Source organism: Thalassoroseus pseudoceratinae (assembly GCF_011634775.1).
Taxonomy (GTDB): domain Bacteria; phylum Planctomycetota; class Planctomycetia; order Planctomycetales; family Planctomycetaceae; genus Thalassoroseus; species Thalassoroseus pseudoceratinae.
On the sequence record NZ_JAALXT010000005.1, the window covers coordinates 596,639 to 616,867 of the forward strand.

Annotated in this window: 15 protein-coding genes; 12 read left to right on the top strand and 3 right to left on the bottom strand. The window is 55.9% G+C overall.

Annotation, left to right across the window (positions count from 1 at the left end; all coding sequences use genetic code 11):
* Positions 1–20: 20 nt before the first annotated feature.
* Positions 21–2,348 (bottom strand): arylsulfatase, encoded by a 2,328-nt coding sequence (locus tag G6R38_RS20085; protein WP_166830662.1) that lies wholly within the window; start codon positions 2,346–2,348, stop codon positions 21–23.
* Between the two features lie 449 nt (positions 2,349–2,797).
* Between G6R38_RS20085 and G6R38_RS20090 the strand changes: the two genes are divergently transcribed.
* From G6R38_RS20090 to G6R38_RS20120, 7 genes are all read left to right on the top strand, one after another.
* Positions 2,798–3,127 (top strand): ArsR/SmtB family transcription factor, encoded by a 330-nt coding sequence (locus G6R38_RS20090; RefSeq protein ID WP_166830439.1) that lies wholly within the window; start codon positions 2,798–2,800, stop codon positions 3,125–3,127.
* A 69-nt stretch (positions 3,128–3,196) separates the two neighbouring features.
* The gene (gene arsD, locus G6R38_RS20095) at positions 3,197–3,565 is read left to right on the top strand and encodes an arsenite efflux transporter metallochaperone ArsD (protein ID WP_166830441.1); all 369 of its coding nucleotides are present in this window, start codon (positions 3,197–3,199) and stop codon (positions 3,563–3,565) included.
* Positions 3,566–3,644: 79 nt separating this feature from the next.
* Entirely contained in the window at positions 3,645–5,417 is a 1,773-nt protein-coding gene (arsA, locus tag G6R38_RS20100) for an arsenical pump-driving ATPase (RefSeq protein ID WP_166830663.1), read from the top strand.
* Between the two features lie 16 nt (positions 5,418–5,433).
* Positions 5,434–5,874: an arsenate reductase ArsC gene (locus G6R38_RS20105; RefSeq protein WP_166830443.1), complete on the top strand. Its 441-nt coding sequence runs from the start codon at positions 5,434–5,436 to the stop codon at positions 5,872–5,874.
* 15 nt (positions 5,875–5,889) lie between these two features.
* Positions 5,890–6,342: an arsenate reductase ArsC gene (locus tag G6R38_RS20110; protein WP_166830448.1), complete on the top strand. Its 453-nt coding sequence runs from the start codon at positions 5,890–5,892 to the stop codon at positions 6,340–6,342.
* Positions 6,343–6,391: 49 nt separating this feature from the next.
* Positions 6,392–7,384 (top strand): MDR family oxidoreductase, encoded by a 993-nt coding sequence (locus G6R38_RS20115; protein ID WP_166830664.1) that lies wholly within the window; start codon positions 6,392–6,394, stop codon positions 7,382–7,384.
* Positions 7,385–7,743: 359 nt separating this feature from the next.
* Positions 7,744–9,147 carry a DUF1501 domain-containing protein gene (locus G6R38_RS20120; protein ID WP_166830452.1) on the top strand — a complete coding sequence of 468 codons (1,404 nt, stop codon included), beginning with the start codon at positions 7,744–7,746 and terminating at the stop codon, positions 9,145–9,147.
* A gap of 55 nt (positions 9,148–9,202) precedes the next feature.
* On the opposite strand, the gene G6R38_RS20125 is transcribed toward G6R38_RS20120, so the two are convergent.
* A complete protein-coding gene (locus G6R38_RS20125) occupies positions 9,203–10,321 on the bottom strand; it encodes an LptF/LptG family permease (RefSeq protein ID WP_166830456.1) in 1,119 nt (372 codons plus the stop codon).
* A 164-nt stretch (positions 10,322–10,485) separates the two neighbouring features.
* Here G6R38_RS20125 and G6R38_RS20130 point away from each other — a divergent pair, with 164 nt between their 5' ends.
* The gene (locus G6R38_RS20130) at positions 10,486–11,262 is read left to right on the top strand and encodes an SDR family oxidoreductase (RefSeq protein ID WP_166830460.1); all 777 of its coding nucleotides are present in this window, start codon (positions 10,486–10,488) and stop codon (positions 11,260–11,262) included.
* 32 nt (positions 11,263–11,294) lie between these two features.
* The gene (locus G6R38_RS20135) at positions 11,295–12,518 is read left to right on the top strand and encodes a cytochrome P450 family protein (RefSeq protein WP_166830465.1); all 1,224 of its coding nucleotides are present in this window, start codon (positions 11,295–11,297) and stop codon (positions 12,516–12,518) included.
* Between the two features lie 2 nt (positions 12,519–12,520).
* Here G6R38_RS20135 and G6R38_RS20140 read toward each other — a convergent pair whose 3' ends face one another.
* Positions 12,521–13,159, bottom strand: a complete 639-nt coding sequence (locus G6R38_RS20140) for an FMN-binding negative transcriptional regulator (RefSeq protein WP_166830469.1) — start codon at positions 13,157–13,159, stop codon at positions 12,521–12,523.
* Between the two features lie 306 nt (positions 13,160–13,465).
* Here G6R38_RS20140 and G6R38_RS20145 point away from each other — a divergent pair, with 306 nt between their 5' ends.
* The 3 genes from G6R38_RS20145 to G6R38_RS20155 all read left to right on the top strand — a co-directional run bounded on the left by G6R38_RS20145 (position 13,466) and on the right by G6R38_RS20155 (position 20,226).
* Positions 13,466–15,859 carry a DUF1592 domain-containing protein gene (locus tag G6R38_RS20145; RefSeq protein WP_206028649.1) on the top strand — a complete coding sequence of 798 codons (2,394 nt, stop codon included), beginning with the start codon at positions 13,466–13,468 and terminating at the stop codon, positions 15,857–15,859.
* An 85-nt stretch (positions 15,860–15,944) separates the two neighbouring features.
* Positions 15,945–17,240 carry a DUF1552 domain-containing protein gene (locus G6R38_RS20150; protein ID WP_166830474.1) on the top strand — a complete coding sequence of 432 codons (1,296 nt, stop codon included), beginning with the start codon at positions 15,945–15,947 and terminating at the stop codon, positions 17,238–17,240.
* Between the two features lie 115 nt (positions 17,241–17,355).
* A complete protein-coding gene (locus G6R38_RS20155) occupies positions 17,356–20,226 on the top strand; it encodes a PSD1 and planctomycete cytochrome C domain-containing protein (protein ID WP_166830476.1) in 2,871 nt (956 codons plus the stop codon).
* Positions 20,227–20,229: the final 3 nt, after the last annotated feature.

The window sequence follows — 20,229 nt, forward strand, 5'->3', positions numbered from 1 at the left end:
GTTATCGGGAAATCACAGACTCACTGCCGACCGAGTGCCGCACGAATGGCGGCTTTCGGATCGACAACGTGATTATCTGGATCGTCGGCAATCGAGAGTTGCACCCCGTTGATGACGCCATTGAATCCGTTTCTCAGGGGACCGTAGTCCGGGGAAACCGCTGCGCCGGAATCTTCACCAACATCGCATCCGTCATCAGCGGAAAACACGATGGCGAGCGTCGCATCAACCTTTCCTTGGCCGACTTTTTTGCCGTCCACATACAATGTGGCAACCCCGCCTTTTCCGAGCCCGCCACCGTCGTAATTGAATTCCATTCGCACTTGGTGTTCGCCGACGGAGAGCGGTTGAGCGGATTCGACAAAATAGTTCTTGAACCCACCGTAGTTGTAGCAGTACTTGAGTTTCCCCTGATGAGCGTACAGACTCCAACCGCCAATGTTTGCCCCCTGTGAGATGATCACACCTTCGGCTCCCTTCTCAGGCACGACGATTGCCGCTGTCACCGAGTGCGATTTGTTCTTGATGTTCAACACGTTGTTTTCCAGCAGACGTCCCATTCCACTGAACAGCAATTGTTTCTTGCCTTCAATCAGGATGGGCCGACCGGCGGTATCGGGGTTCATCTTCTCGATCACACGATCGTCGAGCGGAAGCACATTGTACCGTGCTGCTTCAATCAACCACTGACGCTGCAACTCATGAAGTTTCTCCGGCATGTCCTTGGCGAGGTTCTTCGACTGTGTCCAGTCTTTGTCGGAGTAGAGTTCCCAAACGTCATCATCGAACGCAGGCACCTTGGCATCTTGCGGTGTCCAGGGTGTGCGGTGTTTGGTCACAGCGGTCCAACCGTTGTGGTAGATCCCACGGTTGCCGAACATCTCGAAGTATTGGGTCGAGTGCTGTTCCGGGGCATCCGCATTGTTGAACGAATAGAGCATACTTTTGCCCTCAATCGCTTGTTGCTGGATGCCATTCACCGACTCGGGATGCGGCAGACCGGCGGCCTCGAGGATTGTCGGAGCCACATCGATGACGTGCGTGAATTGTTCGCGAATCTCACCTTCGCTATCGATGCCGTTCGGCCAGTGAATCACGGTTCCGTTGCGGGTGCCGCCCCAGTGAGATGCAACCTGTTTGGTCCATTGGTACGGCGTGCACATGGCGAGTGCCCAACCGACCGCGAAGTGATTGTAGGCTTTTGGCCCACCGAACTCGTCGATTCGGGCGGTCAGGTATTCCGGCGTTTCCAATGCCTGGATGCCGTTGAAGTAGCTCATTTCGTTGAAACAACCGTTGATCCCACCTTCAGCGGAAGCACCGTTGTCACCAACGATGTAATAAACCAGCGTGTTATCGAGAATCTCGAGTTTCTCTAGGGAGTCGATTAGCCGTCCGACGTGGTGGTCGGTGTATTCCAAGAAACCGGCGTAGACTTCCATTTCCCGCGCGAGCACAGGTTTGAAGTCCTCCGGCACGTCTTCCCATCTCGGGACTTCTGGATTCGGAGCCGTGAGTTTGGCATCGGGTGGGATCACACCGAGACGTTTTTGTCGGGCGAATATCTCCTCGCGGATTTTGTCATAACCTTGATCGAATTGCCCTTTGTATTTGTCGGCCCACGACTTGGGCACGTGGTGCGGAGCGTGGGTGGCACCGGGAGCGAAGTACACGAAGAACGGTTTGTCCGGCATGAGCGTCTTTTGCTGACCGATCCATTTGATGGCCTTGTCAGTCATGTCGGGCATGAAGTGATACCCTTGCTCGGGCGTCTTCTTGTTCTCGACGGGTGTCGTTCCCTCGTAGAGTGTGGGATACCACTGATTCGCCTCGCCACCGATGAATCCGTAGAAATACTCGAAACCGTTGCCACCGGTCGGCCAGGCATCGAACGGCCCCGCCGGACTGGTTTGCCAGACAGGAACCTCGTGACATTTGCCGAAATGTGCGGTCGAAAACCCGTTGAGTTTCAGCGTCATCGCCAACGGAGCCTTCGTGTTCGGTCGGACCGAACTGTACCCCGGCGCCCCTGTGGCGATCTCGGTAATGCCGCCCATGCCCACCGAGTGATGGTTTCGTCCGGTCAGCAACGCTTGCCGAGTCGGTGAACACAACGCAGTGGTGTGGAATCGCGTGTAACGCAACCCGCCTTTCGCGAGGCGTTCTAGTGTGGGAGTCTGGCAGGGACCACCGAACGTGCTGGCCGCACCGAATCCAACATCATCAATCAACACGATCAACACATTGGGTGCGTCCTTCGGTGGTCGAATTCGTGGAATAGGCGGAAACTTGCTGTCTGGGTCTTTGGCATCGTAGGTGATCAGGTCCGGCCGAATCACGTTCCGCATTGGAAGATGAGCGCGGGCCGAAATCGGAATTTCGTCAGCCGCATCAGTTTGAGCCACCGCGAAAGACGGAGCAACGAGCAACAAGGACACAACGGACGTCAGCAAATAGCGGAGCATAATGGTTTCCCGAACGGTAGACGCGACCCAAACGAAAACGAACCCCAATTGGTATTTTTAGCCCGCTCAACTTCGACAGCTGCCAGCAACGTGTTTCCTCTGCTGCTGCACCGACGATTGTCTAACACCGTACCCTAAACGGTGGTAAGTCGAGAAACAATGCTGCCAAGACACCGCCTCCGACAACAATGCCTCTCGTCATCAACCAACGGTTGACCGTTGCAGATTCACCCAGAATCAAGAAAATCGAATCACGCTTGCAAGAAGTCTAATTGACATCACCCCAACGAACCGATATCGTTAATCGTCGATCAACGATCAGGTGAAACCCAATGACAAAACGCAAACCGCAACAACGTGAATGTGATTCGAGGCCGGTCAGCCTGCCCGACGATGCAAGTGCCGAGGAATTGGCTCAGCTTGCGTGGGCGGTTGCGCATCCGGCTCGTGTTCGGATCGTGCGATTGTTGATCAATCGCGAAGCATGCGTTTGCGGCGAAATCGTCGCAGAATTGCCGTTGGCTCAATCGACCGTTTCGCAACACCTGAAGATCCTGAAAGAGTCCGGAGTGATTCAAGGTGAGATCGCCGGTCCGAAAGTCTGCTACTGCATCAATACGGAGAAGCTCGAACGACTCAAACAATTAATCGCCGAGTTGTAAGTTCTTTTGATTTGCCTAGCCCATCGTTATTCGACGATGGGCGATTAAACCTCGACCAAGGAGACTGAAATGAGCAAAGTCCAAGTTTTCGACAAACCCATGTGTTGCTCCACCGGCGTGTGTGGACCGCAAGTTGATCCCGTGTTGCCGAAGTTCGCGAGTGACCTGGAATGGCTCAAATCACAGGGGCATCAAGTGGATCGGTTCAACCTGGCTCAGCAACCGGGAGCATTTGCGTCGAATGCCTCGGTGCAAAAGATGCTCGAAAGCGAAGGCGTGGATTGTCTGCCGCTCGTGCTGGTGGATGACCGCATGGTTAGCCGCGGCGAATACCCATCGCGTGACAATCTCGCTTTGTGGACGGGCACCTTGCGAACACCAGCGGCACTTCCGATCTCGTCAAATGGCGGATGCTGCGGCGACACCGGTTGCTGCTAATTGGCATTGCGGTTTTCAATGACCACGGTCGTTTCGAGAACGCTCGACAAAATTGCGTTTTGTTTGAAGGAGTCCGATGATGTCACTTATGACCAACCCAACGCGAAATTTGTTCTTCACCGGTAAGGGCGGTGTCGGCAAAACATCCATGGCGTGTGCGACGGCTGTGCAATTGGCCGATCAAGGATTGCGAGTGCTACTCGTCTCGACCGACCCCGCGTCGAACTTGCACGACGTTTTGGCGACCGAGATCGGAAACGAGCCGACACCCATCAATGGTGTACCGAATTTGGATGCCATGAACATCGATCCGGCGGAATCGGCACGACAGTATCGAGAGCGGATGGTGGAACCGTATCGCGGCGTTCTGCCAGACACGGCGGTTGCCAGCATGGAGGAACAATTCTCCGGTGCCTGCACGCTTGAGATCGCCGCCTTCGATGAGTTCTCGCGTTTGCTCGGTGACGAATCGGCCACCGCACACTACGACCATGTCATTTTCGATACGGCCCCCACCGGTCACACGCTACGATTGCTCACGCTCCCGGCGGCATGGTCGGGGTACATGGAATCGAACACGACGGGCACATCCTGTCTCGGTCCGCTCGCCGGTTTGCAGGATCAACAGAAACTCTACGCACAAAGCATGGCCGCGTTGTCGGACGCGGAGAAGACCACGCTCGTGCTCGTCACGCGGCCGGAAATTTCGGCACTCCGGGAAGCCGCCCGCACGAGCGAGGAACTGCACGCGGTTGGAATTCAGAACCAACGATTGATTGTCAACGGTGTGTTCTCGACGCAAACGGAAAACGATGAATTTGCGATCGCAATGGAGTCTCGTTGCGATCAGGCATTGAGTTCAATTCCAGACGCAATCGCATCCCTGCCACGAACTGACGTCCCCTTGCTCCCCGCCGGTTTGATGGGAACCGAGGCATTGAAGCGGGTCGGCAAGTCGAACGCTGTGGGCGAGTTCACACCGTCACCAAGTTCTGTCCCGGAGTTGAATTTCGACCTGACGGCTTTGGTCGATGAAATGGCAACGGCGGGGCACGGGGTTGTGATGACGATGGGAAAAGGCGGGGTTGGTAAAACGACGGTGGCCGCTGCGATTGCTGTCGCACTGGCCGATCGTGGCCACGAAGTGTTGCTCTCGACCACTGACCCGGCAGCACACTTGGCGACCACGCTGAATAGCGATCACTTGCCCAATTTGAGTGTGAGCCGAATCGACCCCACTCAGGAAACACGCGACTACACCGCCGAAGTCATGGAGACTGCCGGCGCGGATCTCGATGACGAAGGACGAGCACTTCTCGAAGAAGATTTGCGTTCCCCGTGCACCGAGGAAATCGCCGTGTTCCGAGCATTTGCACGTGCCGTCGCGGATGGCAACGATCGGTTCGTGGTGCTCGATACCGCACCCACCGGCCACACGATTCTGCTGCTGGATTCCGCGTTGGCATACCACCGGGAAGTTGCGAGGCAATCGTCTCAAATGCCGGAGTCCGTGGAGCAATTGTTATCGCGACTTCGCGATCCGAACTTTGCTCACGTGCTGATCGTCACACTACCGGAAGCCACACCGGTCCACGAAGCCACTCAACTTCAGAACGATCTCCGCCGTGCCGAAATCGAACCGTTCGCGTGGATCATCAATCAGAGTTTTCAGTCCTTGCCGGTTTCCGATCCGGTTCTCGTGCAGCGGAAGCAAAACGAAATTCCATTCGTCGGTGAAGTCAACGATTCGCTGTCAACACGTCTCGCGGTTCTGCCATGGCGAAAAGAACCACCCACCGGAGTGAACGGTCTACGTCAGATCGTCGGTCAACCGATCGCTGTTTCAAAGTAACTCAAAGGCTATCGCGATGTCCAAACCCAAAGTTCTATTTCTCTGCACCGGAAATTCGGCCCGCAGCCAAATGGCGGAAGCGTTTCTGCGACGATATGCCGGAGATCAATTTGAAGTTCACAGCGCCGGCTTGGAGCCCTCGGTCATCAACCCGTTCACAATTCAAGCGATGAACGAGATCGGCTACGATCTGGAAGGACAGCGTGCGAAGTCCGTTTCCGAGTACCTTGGAAAAATTTCCGCACGGTATGTGATCTTCGTGTGTGATCGGGCGGAAAAAGCGTGCCCGCGAATTTGGCCGAACGTGTTGCAAACATTCTGTTGGCCATTTGAAGACCCCGCGGCATGTACCGGCACCGCCGAAGAAAAGCTGCAAAAGTTTCGGGAAGTCCGCGACAAAATCGACTCCACCATTCAAGAATGGCTTGCGACAGAGCAAGTGCAAGCTGCTTCCTAACACGAAAGAAATTCTATGTCTCGCACCAAAGTATTGTTTCTCTGTACGGGCAATTCTTGCCGCAGTCAGATGGCGGAAGGTTGGGCACGCCATCTACTCAGTGACCGTGTCGAACCCTATTCCGCCGGCATCGAAGCGCACGGCATGAACCCGAATGCCATCCAAGTGATGCAGGAAGCGGGCGTCGATATCACGGGACAATCGTCCAAGTTGGTCAGTTCCTTGCAGGATGTTCCGCTGGATTTGGTCATCACGGTGTGCGGTCACGCGGATGAAAACTGCCCCCCGTTTCTTGGCAAAGCCCGAGTAGTGCACGTCGGTTTCGATGATCCTCCCAAACTTGCGAAGGAAGCCAAATCGGAAGAGGAAGCCCTCGACCACTACCGACGTGTTCGTGATGAAATTCGCACCTTCATCAGCGATCAACTCCCCGAACTCCTGGATGCAACTCCGGGCGAAACTCACTAAACTACGTAAGGAGATCGACGAAAACCGAGCCAGCCAACAAGGGACCACCATGACGTTCAATGCTTTACTTGTCGAAAAGACCGATGAGGATTCCGTGTCGGCGACGGTGCAGCAATTGACCGAAGATCGCTTGCCAGCGGGTAACGTGACTGTGGCCGTGGAGTACACCACCGTCAACTACAAAGACGGATTGTGCCTGCAACCGAAAAACGGACTCGTCCGCAACTATCCTCACGTGCCGGGAATCGACTTTGCGGGTGTCGTGGAAGAGTCCAGCGATTCGCGGTATCAACCCGGCGACAAGGTCGTGCTGACCGGTTGGCGAGTTGGTGAGACGCATTGGGGCGGGTTCTCGCAGAAGGCTCGCGTCGATGCGGATTGGCTCGTGCCGCTGCCGGACGGTCTTTCCACGAAGCAAGCCATGGCCGTTGGAACGGCGGGATTCGCTGCGATCCTGGCGGTGAATGCTCTGGAAGACCACGGCATGAAACCGGAACACGGTGAAGTCTTGGTGACGGGAGCGGCCGGCGGTGTTGGCTCGATTGCGACGGCGGTGCTGGGCAATCTTGGTTACGAAGTCGCTGCGGTCACGGGACGACCGGAGATGGCCGATTATCTAAAATCGCTTGGTGCGACCCGAATCGTCGCGCGTCAAGAAATCGACACCGTATCCAAGAAACCGCTGGAATCCGAAACTTGGGCAGGGTGCGTTGATGCCGTCGGCGGGGAGATGCTCGCCCGTGTGATCGGTCAACTCAAGTATGGTTCCTCGGTGGCTGCGGTCGGACTGGCCGGTGGAGCGAAGCTGCCAACCACCGTGATTCCCTTCCTGCTTCGCGGTGTCAATCTTCTTGGCATCGACAGTGTGATGCAGCCTTATGAAAATCGCATTCGTGGTTGGGAGCGAATCGCCAGCAACCTGCCACTCGAAAAGCTCGATGCGATGATCCAACCGGCAAAACTAGCGGACGTTCCGACACTTGCCAACGAAATTTTGAATGGGCAAGTCAAAGGCCGCATCGTCGTGGATGTCAACGCGTAAGTTGCCGTGCCGTCTTCTGCATCTGCGTGAAGCGACGACTAACATTCGCCGGTTCAAAACCGCTGCGCTCGCCGGTCTTGCAACCGCGGCGATCCGTTCACCATCTTGACCACCAGTTCCATAAATGGTAGTTGATAGATAGGTAGTCGGGGCTGCATGCATCGATTTTTGATTCGCGGGTGTCTGTTGCCAGGTTAAGATGGATGATTGAACTGGCGGGAATGAGCTTCTTCTTGCCGTGATCAACTCCGTCATTTGGACGTGGGACGCCACCGGGTTTCGCATGGGTCCCGAACACCGAAGACCGCCCTGCGGTTGCGTCGGAACGTGGAACCAGTCCCGGAACGCGCGAGGCCATTATGCTTCTGAAGACAGACGGACGACACCCGATTCCTCGTCGTGAATTTCTCCGCCTGGGTAGCCTGGGAATCGGCGGATTGGCTTTACCGTCACTGCTGGCCGACCAAGTCCGCGCAAATCCCACGACAAGTTCCGTCACTGGGAAGTCTGTCATCTTCTTGTTCCAGCAGGGTGGGCCGAGTCAGTTTGAAACATTTGACCCCAAGCCGAACGCACCGTCTGCGATCCGCACCGTGACCGACGTCGTGCAGACCTCGCTGCCGGGCGTCGAGTTTGGCGAACCGATGTCACAATTGGCTCGCCTTGCCCACAAACTCACGGTGGTCCGTGCGTTTCAAACTCAGAACGCTGGCCACAACATCCAACCAATTGTCGGGCCACACTCCGAAGAGGCCAATATCGGTTCGCATTTCTCCCGCGTTGTCGGCACCACCAACCCCGAAACGGGCATGCCGACGAACACGGTGATCTACCCGAATGCCGTCGAATCCGACGTGCCCGGTCCGCAGGCGCGAGGAGATCTCAGATCCACCGGGCCGTATGGTCAATCGTTCGCTCCATTCGTGCCGGGCGGTGGTGGAGACCTTCAGCAAGACATGAAGTTGAGTCTCCCGCATGATCGATTTTTTGAAGACCGACGGAACCTGTTAGCTCAACTGGATCGGCTGCAAAGAAACGTCGACCGAACCGGTCAGCTGGAACACATGGATCAGCTTCAACGACAAGCCTACGATCTGCTTCTCGATGGAAAAGTGGCGGCGGCTCTCGATCTCGCCAACGAAGATCCGAAAGTCATCGAACGCTACGATACCGCCCAATATGTACCGAAGCACAATTGGCATAAAGCGGCGCGTGGCCGACGGGGTTATTACACCGGCCAAGCGAAGTCCATTGGCAAGCTACTCTTGTTAGCCCGGCGACTCTGCGAAGCAGGTTGTGGATTCGTCACCATCCATGCGGGTTACGCCGGAGTTTGGGACATGCACGCCGACGGAAACAATCTCAACATGGTTGACGGTATGGACGCGGTGGGGCGTCCGTTCGACCATGCGGTTGCCGCCTTTGTCGAAGACCTGGAATCTCGCGGACTGCAAGACAAAATCATGCTTGTTTGCACCGGGGAGATGGGTCGCACACCGCGAATCAACAAACGTGGAGGCCGCGATCACTGGAGCCGTCTCGCTCCGTTGCTGCTCTACGGCGGTGGCTTGCCCGGTGGTGAAGTCATCGGCCGATCAACCCGCGATGGCGGCGAGCCGGACGGCGAACCGTTCGGACCCTCGCATCTCATTTCGACGATTCTGAACACCGTTTTCGACTTGGCACAACTCCGACTCGTCGCCGGTGTGGCCCCTCAAGTTGTCGATCTGGCCAGCAAGCCGGCTATCCATCGAACGGCCTAAGTGACGTCCGCACAGCATGCAATTTCAGCAAGACACAACGAAAGCACAATCCGATCTATGTTTGCGCCAAACCGCTGAGCCATGCCCCAAGTGTTCCCGTGACAATGGCGGGAGACCAAGCAGCCATATCGGGTCTCAAGAGGTTCACTTGTCCGAGGTATTCACACCCCATCGAAAGCCCGTAAAGTACACCGAGACAGCCCGTGCAGACGGCCATATTCGTGACAAGACTGCGACTCTCACGACGAATCACCAAGGGCACAGCCACGAAGATGCAAAGCACATTCGCAATCGGAGCCACAAACCGAAGATGCAAATGCATCAGCTGGGCTCGCACAGACGATGAACCAAACGCGGGGTTGCGAATACGTTGAATAAGTTCGCTTGTGGGGATGTACTTGTAACTTCGGTTCCGGTTGCTGAGTTGGTCGAAACTCACATCCGAAACAATGAACAAGTCCGACGAATCCGGGACCGAACGCACAAGACGGTTCCCGGTATCGGTCAACTTCAGATTGGAGGTATCCGTCGTGAGATTCTGCAGCAACCATCCCGCGGGCCGATCGTCGGTGGCTTCGAAGAACGTGGCGCTTTCGGCTGAGAGCGTCGTCAGTTCCTCCGCAACCTCGGGAACGGGCAACACGAAGTGGGCATCTTGAATGCGTTGTTCATGGTAGAACAGTCGTTCGCCGTCGATGCAAATGTGAGAGACGTAATCGTAGACCGGTTCGACCCGTTTGCCTTTCTCACCGGCTTCGCCTCGGCCTGCTTGCAACATTGGCGCGAAGCGGGGAATGAAAACGTCTTGGTTGATCCAAGCCATCACGTTCACCAACACCGCACCCGCAATAAACGGACGCAACAACCGCGACACCGGCACACCGGCCGAGAGCATCGGCGTGATTTCCGTCTGCTTATACAACATGGCCACTACGACCAACACCGAGATAATCGCCAAAATCGGGGCCATCATGTTGAAGAAGGCCGTCGATTGGTATCCGTAATGCTTGGCCATCGCCTGGAGCATTTCACCAGTTCCATCGGCCCGGATTTGGAAATCGTCGACGTTACTGAACCCATCAATCACCACATACAAACCGTAAGTGCTGATGAAGAGAATGAAGAATGTCGACAAGTACCGCCGCAGCAGGTAGCGATCGAAGATCGAAGCCATAGCGTGTTCCGGGTCCAATCGGGAGACTGTAATGCGGCGAGATCACAGCAGAATCTGTGGAAATGGTCAACATCAAGCGCGGCGGGAAAACGGGTTGGCCGACCAGTCGACAACTGATATCCTTCCGCTGGACGGACCGTCATCGAGTTGAAGGAACAACAGCCATGGATGTGAAGAATAAAGTGGTCGTGGTCACCGGTGGGGCACGCGGGATTGGAGCAGCACTCTGTCGGCAACTCGCGGCAGCGGGTGCGAAGGTGATGGTCAGCGATGTCGATGAAACGACGTCCGCAAAAGTCGCTGAAGAAATTGGCGGCGCAAGTTGTGGTTGTGATGTCAGCCGCGAAGACGAAGTGGTCCGCTTGGTCGCCGCCACGGAGAAAGCATTCGGCCCGGTCGATATTTTCGTTTCGAACGCAGGAATCACGGTAAAAGGTGGTGAAGACACCATCGACGGCGATTGGCAACGCCTGTGGGACGTGAACGTGATGTCTCGCATCTTCGCTGCTCGGGCGGTCGTGCCGGGAATGTTGGAACGTGGAGAAGGTTATCTCATCCACACCGCCTCCGCCGCCGGATTGCTGACGGAAATCGGATCGGCCGCGTATTCCGTCACGAAGCACGCCGACGTGGCCCTCGCTGAGTGGTTGTCGGTCCAACATGGACGGGAAGGAATTCGCGTCTCGTGTGTTTGCCCGTTGGGTGTCGAAACCGACATGCTGGATCCAGATGATCCCATTCACCAATTCTTGCAAATCAGTTCGATCTCCGCCGACCAAGCGGCGACGGCAATCATGCAGGGCATCGAAAGTGAAAAGTTCCTGATTCTGCCTCATCCGCAGGTCGAAGAATTCTACCAAATGAAATCCGAAGACCCTGACCGTTGGATTCGGGGCATGCAACGGTTGAAGCAAAAACTCGCTCGCCGTCGCGCTGCGTGATTTGATCGCCCGCAACGGAAGGGACACGAACAGTGCAGAAGATTGACCTCGTTTCGCAGGATTTCAAACGCAATCCGCTGCCGACGTTCGCCGCCTTACGGGAGCAGGGGCCGTTGATCGAGACGCGTTTGCCGATCATGGGGCGAACGCGGATCACGACGGATTACGAAACCACCGTCGCGGTGTTGCGAGACTCCGAACGCTTCGTCACCAGCGCCCACAACGCCGGTCGCAAGCAGTACGCGGGGATGCAATGGTGGATGCCCCGCACGATCACCACGCTCGCGAACAACATGCTGACCAAGGATGATCCCGATCATCGTCGGCTGCGAAAATTAGCCGAAGCGGCGTTTCTGCGGCGAAGTGTGGACGACATGCAACCGCGACTCGAACAACTCGCGCACACGCTGCTGGATCAAGTCGAAGCGATCGCCAAACGGGATGGGCAAGTCGATTTCGTCGAACACTTCGCCCGACCGTTTCCCTTGGCGGTGATTTCGGAACTGCTCGGGCTTCCCGAGGAAGACCGCCCCGTCTTCGGGAAATGGGGAGCCGCGTTGACGCAAACGAACTCCGTGCTGGCCGTGTTCCGGTTTCTGCCACTGCTGCGGAAAATGTACCGCTATTTTGAACGGCAGTTCGAGGAATGTCGGCAAAACCCGCGTCCCGGTTTGCTCACCGCTTTGGTCCAGGCGGAACAGGCGGGCGATCAACTGAGTCATGAAGAATTGATCGCGTTCGCGTTTCTGCTGTTGTTCGCCGGTCACGAGACAACGGTGCATCTCACCAGTGGCGGTCTGCTGACCCTGCTCGAACATCCCGAACAGAAAGCGGAACTCCTAGCAGATTGGTCACTCGTTGGAGGAGCGGTGCAGGAAGCTCTGCGATTTTACTGTCCCGTGCAGATGACCAAACCGCGGTATATCCGGGAAGACACCGAGTTGGTCGGCGTCTCGCTCCGTCGCGGGGAAATGATCAGTGCGATTCTCGCCGCCGCGAATTTAGACCCTGCGGAATTTGAAAACCCGGGCCATTTCGACATCCGCCGGCAACCGAATCCGCATGTGGCATTCGGCACCGGCATGCATGTATGTCTCGGCATGAAACTCGCCAACGCGGAAGTCGAGACAGCTTTCCGCTGTTTGTTCACGCGGTTTCCAAAACTCGAACTGGCGATTCCATCGAGCGAATTGAAATGGGCGAAACGCATCGGTCTGCGTGGTCTGCCGAGTTTGCCGATCCGATTGTCTCCGTAACGTCACTTCGCAGTTCGATCCGTCTCTTCCAACGTGGCTTGGATGAGTTCAGCGATCGCATGGGCGTTCGGATCGTCTTCCGCACGCAAACCATGGATGACTCGTTCCCGACGTTCGACGGTATGATTCTGACTGAGTTTCCACTGCCCTTCGATTTGTTCGATGTCGATGCGAAAACCGACGATCATGCCGAGCAATTTCTCCATGAACTCCGGTGAACCTTGGTATTTCCACGGGACGGATCGCGATTGCTCGTACTGATCAACCGTTCTGCCAGCAAGTCGATGCAGTTCGGCAGGGTCTTCGATTAGACGGAGCGTGCCAGTCACGTGCACGGTGACGTAATCCCATGTCGGAACTACGTTTGCGGATTCATACCATGTCGGCGTGATGTAGGCATGCGGTCCCTGGAAAATTGCCAGAACTGTTTGGCCATCGACTTCGGTCCATTGCGAATTCGCTCGTGCAAAGTGCCCCAACAGTTGCCCATGCGGCTTCGGTTCTCGATCCAGCAGAAACGGCAAATGGGACGCGACCGGTCGCCCCTCATGCACTGAGACAAGCGTCGCAAAGCTATGCTGCTCGATGTGATCGAAACACCGCGATTGATCGGGCTCGGCGAACGCCTTGGGTGTATACATGCGGACTTCCAAATTCATGGTTCGTGAGGTGCACAACAGCGACTCGGTTTTCCCGTTCGTCGTGCATGATTGAAGAAATTCTTCGTAAGGACGCGGCCTCGTCTCGACGGGTTCACTGTCAATTTTCCACCGGAAACCCGGCCCGAAACAGGTGAAAATTCGTGACGAATCAGCAGAACTTGTTATAATAGGGGTCCAGCCAGGATTCATCACCTACCTCATCAGTTCACTGAACTGAGACCTTCCACCTTGATTTCCTGCTGATTGTTACACCCCTTTGGTCTCACAATCGGAAGGCGTCGTCCATTGAAGAGTTTTCATTTCCAACGATTTTCGCTGCTACTTTGCTACCTCGTTCTCGTCTCGACGGTGAATGGTTCGGAATCGGTTCCGCCCGCCGTTTTGGGATTTCTGAACGAACACTGCACCGTCTGTCATGAGGGTGATTCCGCCGATGGCGGGTTGGATTTGACGACATTTCAACGGAACGCGGGTTCGGAAGCGTCGCTCGACCGCTGGGTGCGGATTTTCGATCGGGTTCACCATCAGGAAATGCCGCCCGCGGACTCGAATACGGTTTCCTCGAAAGAACGGACCGAATTTCTAAAGACAACCGAAAGTTGGTTGCGTCAGCGTCAGCAAACCGCCTGGAAACGTGAAGGTCGTGTGCGTGGTCGTCGACTGACCAACTACCAGCTCGAACGCACGCTCCACGATTTGTTGGGTGTCGATATCCCGCTGGCCGAGCGGATGCCGGACGAACCGGATAACAACGTCTTCAAGACCATCGCGGATGGTCAAGCGATGTCGCACTTCCAGCTTGAACAGCATCTGCGAATTGTCGATCTCGCCTTGGACGAGGCGATTCGTCGGGCGATTCAAGGCGATAACGTCTGGACAAAGACTCTCGATGCTCAAAAGATTTCTCGTAGAAACCCCCGTCGTCGCACACGCGAACCGGAAGTCATCGACGGACATGCTGTGACATGGTCGTCGCGATTGATCTTCTACGGACGTTTGCCCGCCACGACCGCTCGCGAAGACGGTTGGTATCGGTTCACGGTCCGAGCGAAAGGGCTGAATCTCCCGGAAGATTATGGCGTGTGGTGTACCGTCCGACGTGGCAAATGCGTTTCCAGCGCTCCGCTACTGCCCTGGGTCGGTTCGTTTGAAGCCACGAAGGAGACGCAGGAATGGACCTTCGAAACGTGGCTTCCGCGTGGCGAGATGATCGAAATTCGCCCCGGTGACGATACACTCAAGATGGCCCGTTTCGCGGGTGGACAAGTCGGCACCGGCGAAGGCACGCCGCAAAACGTGCCCGGAGTGGCGATCGAACAAATCGTGATGGAACGGTTTCATCAAGGGCCGTCTTCCGACGAAGTCCGTCGCATTCTGTTCGATGATCTTCCCGTCAAAACCGATGCGAAAAAACGGGGCGGCTGGGTGGTCTCGAAAAACCGAAAAGCTGACATCGAACGCTTGATGCGTCGGTTCGCCACCCGTGCCTTCCGACGTCCCGTCGAAGACGCCGCGATTCTGCCGTACGTGCAGATGGCTCAGCAGTCACTCGATGACGGAAACTCAATGGTCTCGGCGTTGCGAACCGGTTATCGGGCATTGTTGTGTTCACCTCGATTCCTATATCTACAGGAAACCCCAGGGCAACTCGACAGCTACGCCATCGCATCTCGGTTGAGTTATTTCCTTTGGAATTCCATGCCGGACGATGAGTTGCTGCAACTTGCCGAAGCCGATCGGTTGCAAGATGAAACGGTCATCCGTCAGCAAGTCGAACGAATGCTCACGTCGCCCAAAGGGCAGCAGTTTGTCGAAGACTTCGCGTCCCAATGGCTCGATCTCGATGAAATTGATTTCACCACGCCGGATCGCCGACTGTACCCGGGATTCGATGTGATCGTGCAAGAATCCATGGTCGCGGAAACGCTGACGTTTCTGCAAACGATGCTTGAGAAGAACCAAAGCGTCACCCGGATCATCGCGGCCGACGAGAGCTATCTCAATGAACGTTTGGCTCGTTACTACGGCATTGATGGTGTCTCGGGCGACGACATGCAGCCCGTGAATTTCCAAACGCAAGACCATCATCGCGGCGGATTGCTTACACAAGGGGCCATCATGAAAATCACCGCCAACGGCACGAACACGTCGCCGGTTATTCGCGGCGTGTGGGTTTCGGAGCGGTTATTGGGTCGCGAGATTCCCCCGCCACCGGCCAGCGTACCGGCAATTGAACCCGATATTCGCGGTGCGAAAACCATTCGAGAAATGCTCGAAAAGCATAAATCCGACCCATCATGTGCCGGATGTCACGTCCACATTGATCCGCCCGGCTTCGCGTTGGAGAACTTCGATCCCTCCGGACGATGGAGAGACAGGTACACCGTTTTGAAAGGTCGCAAACGAAGCAAAGGACCGAAAATCGATCCGGGTTACGTTCGTCCTGATGGACAAAAATTCGAGTCTCTCGCGGAGTACCAGAAATTGCTTCTCGAGGATCCGGAGCAAATTGCCGCGAACGTGGCCGGTCAACTACTCACGTATGGCACGGGAGCCCCAGTCGAATTTGCCGACCGACCGGCGATCAAACAGGCTGTGGAAGAGACGGCTAGTGACGACTACGGTTTTCGCAGCCTTGTGAAAGCGGTGGCAACCAGCCCGTCATTTTTGAGCAAATAGTCATGTCGGTCAGGCATTGCCTGATGAAAATTGTGTCAGACACCGCCTGCCCCACTTGGAATCAATTAACTAGCAAGGAAACACCATGAGCGATCGCATCTTTTTTAACCAAGGTCGTCAAATTAGCCGCCGCACAATGCTTCGCGGTGCCGGTGTGGCGATGAGTTTGCCTTGGCTGTCCGCGATGCAACGAGCACTCGCCAGCGAAGCGGAAACCCAACCGCCACGTCGATTTGTCGCCATGACGCTCGGCTTGGGACTGCTGGGAGATAATCTCAATCCGAAAGAATCCGGACGCGGTTACACACCGAGTTTGTACCTCAAACAAGTGGCCGACTTGCGGGATCAATTCACTGTGGTTTCGGGTTCATCGCATCCCGAAGTCAAGGGCGGACACCGAGCCGAAGCCAGCATTCTCACCGCACAACCGATGGGCAGCGGCGGGCAGGCGAAGAACTCGATTTCGCTCGATCAGTACATGGCGAAGTACTTGGGGCACCACACACGGTTCCCATCGTTGGTCGTCAGCAGCCGGGGAAGTAATAGTCCGTCGTACACCGAAAACGGTTCGATGATTCCCGCCGAGGATTCACCGTCGCAGTTGTTCACAAAGTTGTTCATCGACGATTCCCCCGCCGAGCAAAAAAAGCAATCGCAACGACTTCGCGAAGGCCGCAGCATTTTGGACCTCGTGCAAGACGACTCCAAACGGCTCGCTCGCGAACTTGGGAACGGCGATAAAGATCGGCTCGACTCCTACCTGACCGCCGTCCGCGATTTGGAAAATCGTCTCGCCGCTTCGGAAGCCTGGGCGACACGGCCGAAACCCAAAGTCGATGCGAAGAAACCCATCGACATCCGAAACTCCAGCGATTTTGTCGGTCAACAAAAATTGATGACGGACATGATTCGCTTAGCACTCAAGACCGACTCCACACGATTCATCACCTATCACCTTGGTGGGTCTGGCGGCGTGGTGCCGTTGCCGGGTGTGAATGAAGGGTATCACTCACTCAGCCACCACGGTCGCGACGACGAAAAGCTCGAACAACTCGCGCTCGTCGAGTCGGCCATCATCGCCGCTTGGGGGGAATTCCTCCGCGATCTTGCCAGCGAAGACGACAACGGCCGCAGCCTGCTCGATCAAACATCGGTCTTCCTGACCAGTAACTTGGGGAACGCCTCCAGCCACGATAACCGCAACATGCCCGTGTTGCTCGCCGGTGGCGGATTCCAACATGGAAAACATTTGGCATTTGATCAGAAGAACAATTACCCATTACCGAATCTTTATGTTAGTCTGTTGCAACGCTTCGGTTTTGAGACCGATCGGTTTGCAACCGGCACCGGCACAATGACTGGCTTGGAACTTCGCGGCTAACAAACACAGCCCGTTTCCACGTGGAATGTGTGCGGTCATGCTTGGTTTGTGCTCACCGAACGGTCCGACGACGTTCCCGCATCAATCTCGCCTCATGACTCGAAAACCATCCCCCATGGTATTCCGACAATTCCACCGTCTCCCGAGCACAATTCTCACAAGTTTGGTTCTCGTCGGCTTGGCAACCAGTTTGTCGGCCGACGAACCGATTCTGTTCGAGACCAAAATTCAACCGATCTTCGAAGCCAAGTGCGGCAAGTGTCATAGTGACACCGTCCACAAAGGCGAATTGAATGTGTCCTCGATGGCGGGACTCATCAAGGGAGGAGAGTCGGGCGAGTCGGCCATTGGCGAAGACATCGACAGCAGTATGCTGTGGTTGATGGTCGATGGCGGCGGAATGCCTCCCGAGGATCAGCCACAACTCACCGAAGATGAACTCGGTTTGGTCGAAGCGTGGTTGCGGGCGGGTGCCCCAGCTAAGAAACCCGTCGTCAAAACCGAAAAAACGCTGAATCAGCACGATGTGTTGCCGATCTTCCTGCTGCGATGCGTCGCCTGTCATGGGAATCGTCGAAAAGATGGCGGCCTGGATCTGAGTTCCGTCGCAGCGTTCCAAAAAGGCGGAAAAAGCGGCCCCGCGTACGTGCCGGGCAAACCCGACGAAAGTTTGCTCATCAAACGGATTGAAAGCGAAGAATGTCCGCCAGGGCATCTGCTGTTGAAGTTCTTTGTCCGTCGTCCACCGTCCTCCGAAGTCCAAACGCTGAAAGACTGGATCGCCGCCGGCGCCCCCATCGAAGACGTGCAACCGGACGTCGCCACCACCGAACCCGATTCGGCCGTTACCGATGAAGACCGCGAGCACTGGGCCTTTCAACCACCGAAAGCGACCGACTCCCAGACATCGATTGATGAATTCCTCGAAGCCCGTTTGCATGAAGTGGGTCTAGAGTTCGCCCCGAAAGCGGATCGCAACACGCTGATCCGCCGAGCGTACTACGACCTCACCGGTCTGCCGCCCACGCTCGAGGAACTTTCTCGTTGGCGTGATGAGACATCCGAGGATTGGTACGCCGTAATGGTGGATCACCTGCTCGCATCACCGCGATACGGCGAACGATGGGGACGGTACTGGCTCGATCTCGCAGGGTATGCAGACTCCGAAGGTGGCGTCTCTTCCGATCCGATTCGCGAAGCTGCCTGGAAGTACCGCGATTACGTGATCAAGTCGTTCAACAACGACAAACCTTACGATCGGTTCCTCACCGAACAGATCGCGGGTGATGAACTCATCGATGTCGAGAAGGCCGACGTCGTCACGGATCAAATGGTCGAGAACCTCGTCGCCACCGGCTTCCTACGGATGGGTATTGACCAAACGGGTTCACGGACGATGAATTTTGTACCGGAACGGCTGGGCGTCATCAACGATGTGATTGCCGTGATGGGGTCATCGGTGATGGGGCTGACGCTGGAGTGTTGCCGATGCCATTCGCACAAATACGATCCGCTCCCCCAACGCGATTACTACCGCTTCAAAGCGATTTTCAAAGGAGCCCTCGACGAACACGATTGGCTCAGCTTCAAAACTCGCAAACTGCGGTTCGCCACGCCCGAACACAAGCAGCGAGTGAAAGAGCACAACCCACCGATTCAAAAGAAATTGAAGTCGCTGCAAACACAGCTTCGGAATGCGACGAAGTCGCTGCGACATGAGACGCTAAAATATCACTATCCGGACCTCACCGAAGACGACATCAACCACGGGATCGCCGCGTTGCGAATCGCGGACAATACCCGCACACTCCGCCAACGAAATCTCGTGGAAAAACTCGTGCGGGCCGAACTTCGACCGGACTCCGAGCAATCGAAAACAATCCTGGAAACTCGAAAGCAGATAGAGACGCTGGAACGGTCGATCCGGGAAACGCAAACGCAACTTGTACCGTCATTCGCCATTCGAGCGTTGTGGGATCGCGGGCAACCAACGCCCACGTATTTGCTCCGTCGTGGCGAACACAATCTCCCTGGACCGTTGGTCGGGCCGGGCGTGCCATCGGTGCTGACAGATGGTCAAACCCCATTTACACCAGAGCCGCCCTTCCCGAACGGAACGCCCAAAACCGGCCGTCGATTGGCCCTGGCTCGTTGGCTCACGGAACCAGATCACCCGTTGACTGCCCGCGTGATGGTCAATCGAATTTGGTTTCACCACTTCGGACGCGGCCTCGTCGCAACCCTTGAGAACTTCGGAAAGCAAGGCGAGAAACCGTCGCACCCCGAGTTGCTGGATTGGCTTGCCGTCGAGTTCGTTGAACGTGGTTGGAGCATCAAAGAGATGCACCGATTGATCATGAATTCCCGGGCCTATCAACAATCGAGTCGAGTGTCCGAGGTCGCGCTTGAACACGATCCCCAAAACATTTTGCTCTCGCGAATGCCGATGTCGCGTCTTGATGCCGAAGCACTGCGGGATGCGTTGCACTTCGTGGCTGGCAAACTCAACACGAAAATGGGCGGACCGCCGGCATCGGTTTCGGTCGATCGCGATGGCTTAGTCAGCGTCAATCCCACACCTGAGGGAACTTGGCGTCGCAGCATCTATGTGCAGCATCGTCGGACGGAAATCCCCACGTTGATGAAAACGTTCGACTACCCGGAAATGGGACCGAACTGCACCGTGCGCACGATTTCCATTGTTTCACCACAACCGCTGATGCTGATGCACGATGCCCACGTCCGTGATTTGGCCACTGCATTCGCCGAGCGTGTCGAACAGGAATTCGCCGATGATCCAGACATCACCGACGAAGATCGCATCGAGTTCATCTGGAATCTTGCCCTCAGTCGCTCACCCTCCGAGGACGAATTACAAGCCGGACGAATCGCTCTCCGGGATCTTCGCTCACTCACCGGCGACGATGCGTTGATCACCTATTGTCATGTCGTCTTGAATTCTGCCGCGTTCTTGTACATCGATTGAACT

Coding starts and splice junctions, on each gene's coding strand:
- G6R38_RS20130 (WP_166830460.1), top strand. CDS start 10,486: ATGGATGTGAAGAATAAAGTGGTCGTGGTCACCGGTGGGGCACGCGGG.
- G6R38_RS20110 (WP_166830448.1), top strand. CDS start 5,890: ATGTCTCGCACCAAAGTATTGTTTCTCTGTACGGGCAATTCTTGCCGC.
- arsA (WP_166830663.1), top strand. CDS start 3,645: ATGTCACTTATGACCAACCCAACGCGAAATTTGTTCTTCACCGGTAAG.
- arsD (WP_166830441.1), top strand. CDS start 3,197: ATGAGCAAAGTCCAAGTTTTCGACAAACCCATGTGTTGCTCCACCGGC.
- G6R38_RS20125 (WP_166830456.1), bottom strand. CDS start 10,321: ATGGCTTCGATCTTCGATCGCTACCTGCTGCGGCGGTACTTGTCGACA.
- G6R38_RS20140 (WP_166830469.1), bottom strand. CDS start 13,159: ATGTATACACCCAAGGCGTTCGCCGAGCCCGATCAATCGCGGTGTTTC.
- G6R38_RS20115 (WP_166830664.1), top strand. CDS start 6,392: ATGACGTTCAATGCTTTACTTGTCGAAAAGACCGATGAGGATTCCGTG.
- G6R38_RS20120 (WP_166830452.1), top strand. CDS start 7,744: ATGCTTCTGAAGACAGACGGACGACACCCGATTCCTCGTCGTGAATTT.
- G6R38_RS20150 (WP_166830474.1), top strand. CDS start 15,945: ATGAGCGATCGCATCTTTTTTAACCAAGGTCGTCAAATTAGCCGCCGC.
- G6R38_RS20155 (WP_166830476.1), top strand. CDS start 17,356: ATGGTATTCCGACAATTCCACCGTCTCCCGAGCACAATTCTCACAAGT.
- G6R38_RS20085 (WP_166830662.1), bottom strand. CDS start 2,348: ATGCGGAACGTGATTCGGCCGGACCTGATCACCTACGATGCCAAAGAC.
- G6R38_RS20105 (WP_166830443.1), top strand. CDS start 5,434: ATGTCCAAACCCAAAGTTCTATTTCTCTGCACCGGAAATTCGGCCCGC.
- G6R38_RS20090 (WP_166830439.1), top strand. CDS start 2,798: ATGACAAAACGCAAACCGCAACAACGTGAATGTGATTCGAGGCCGGTC.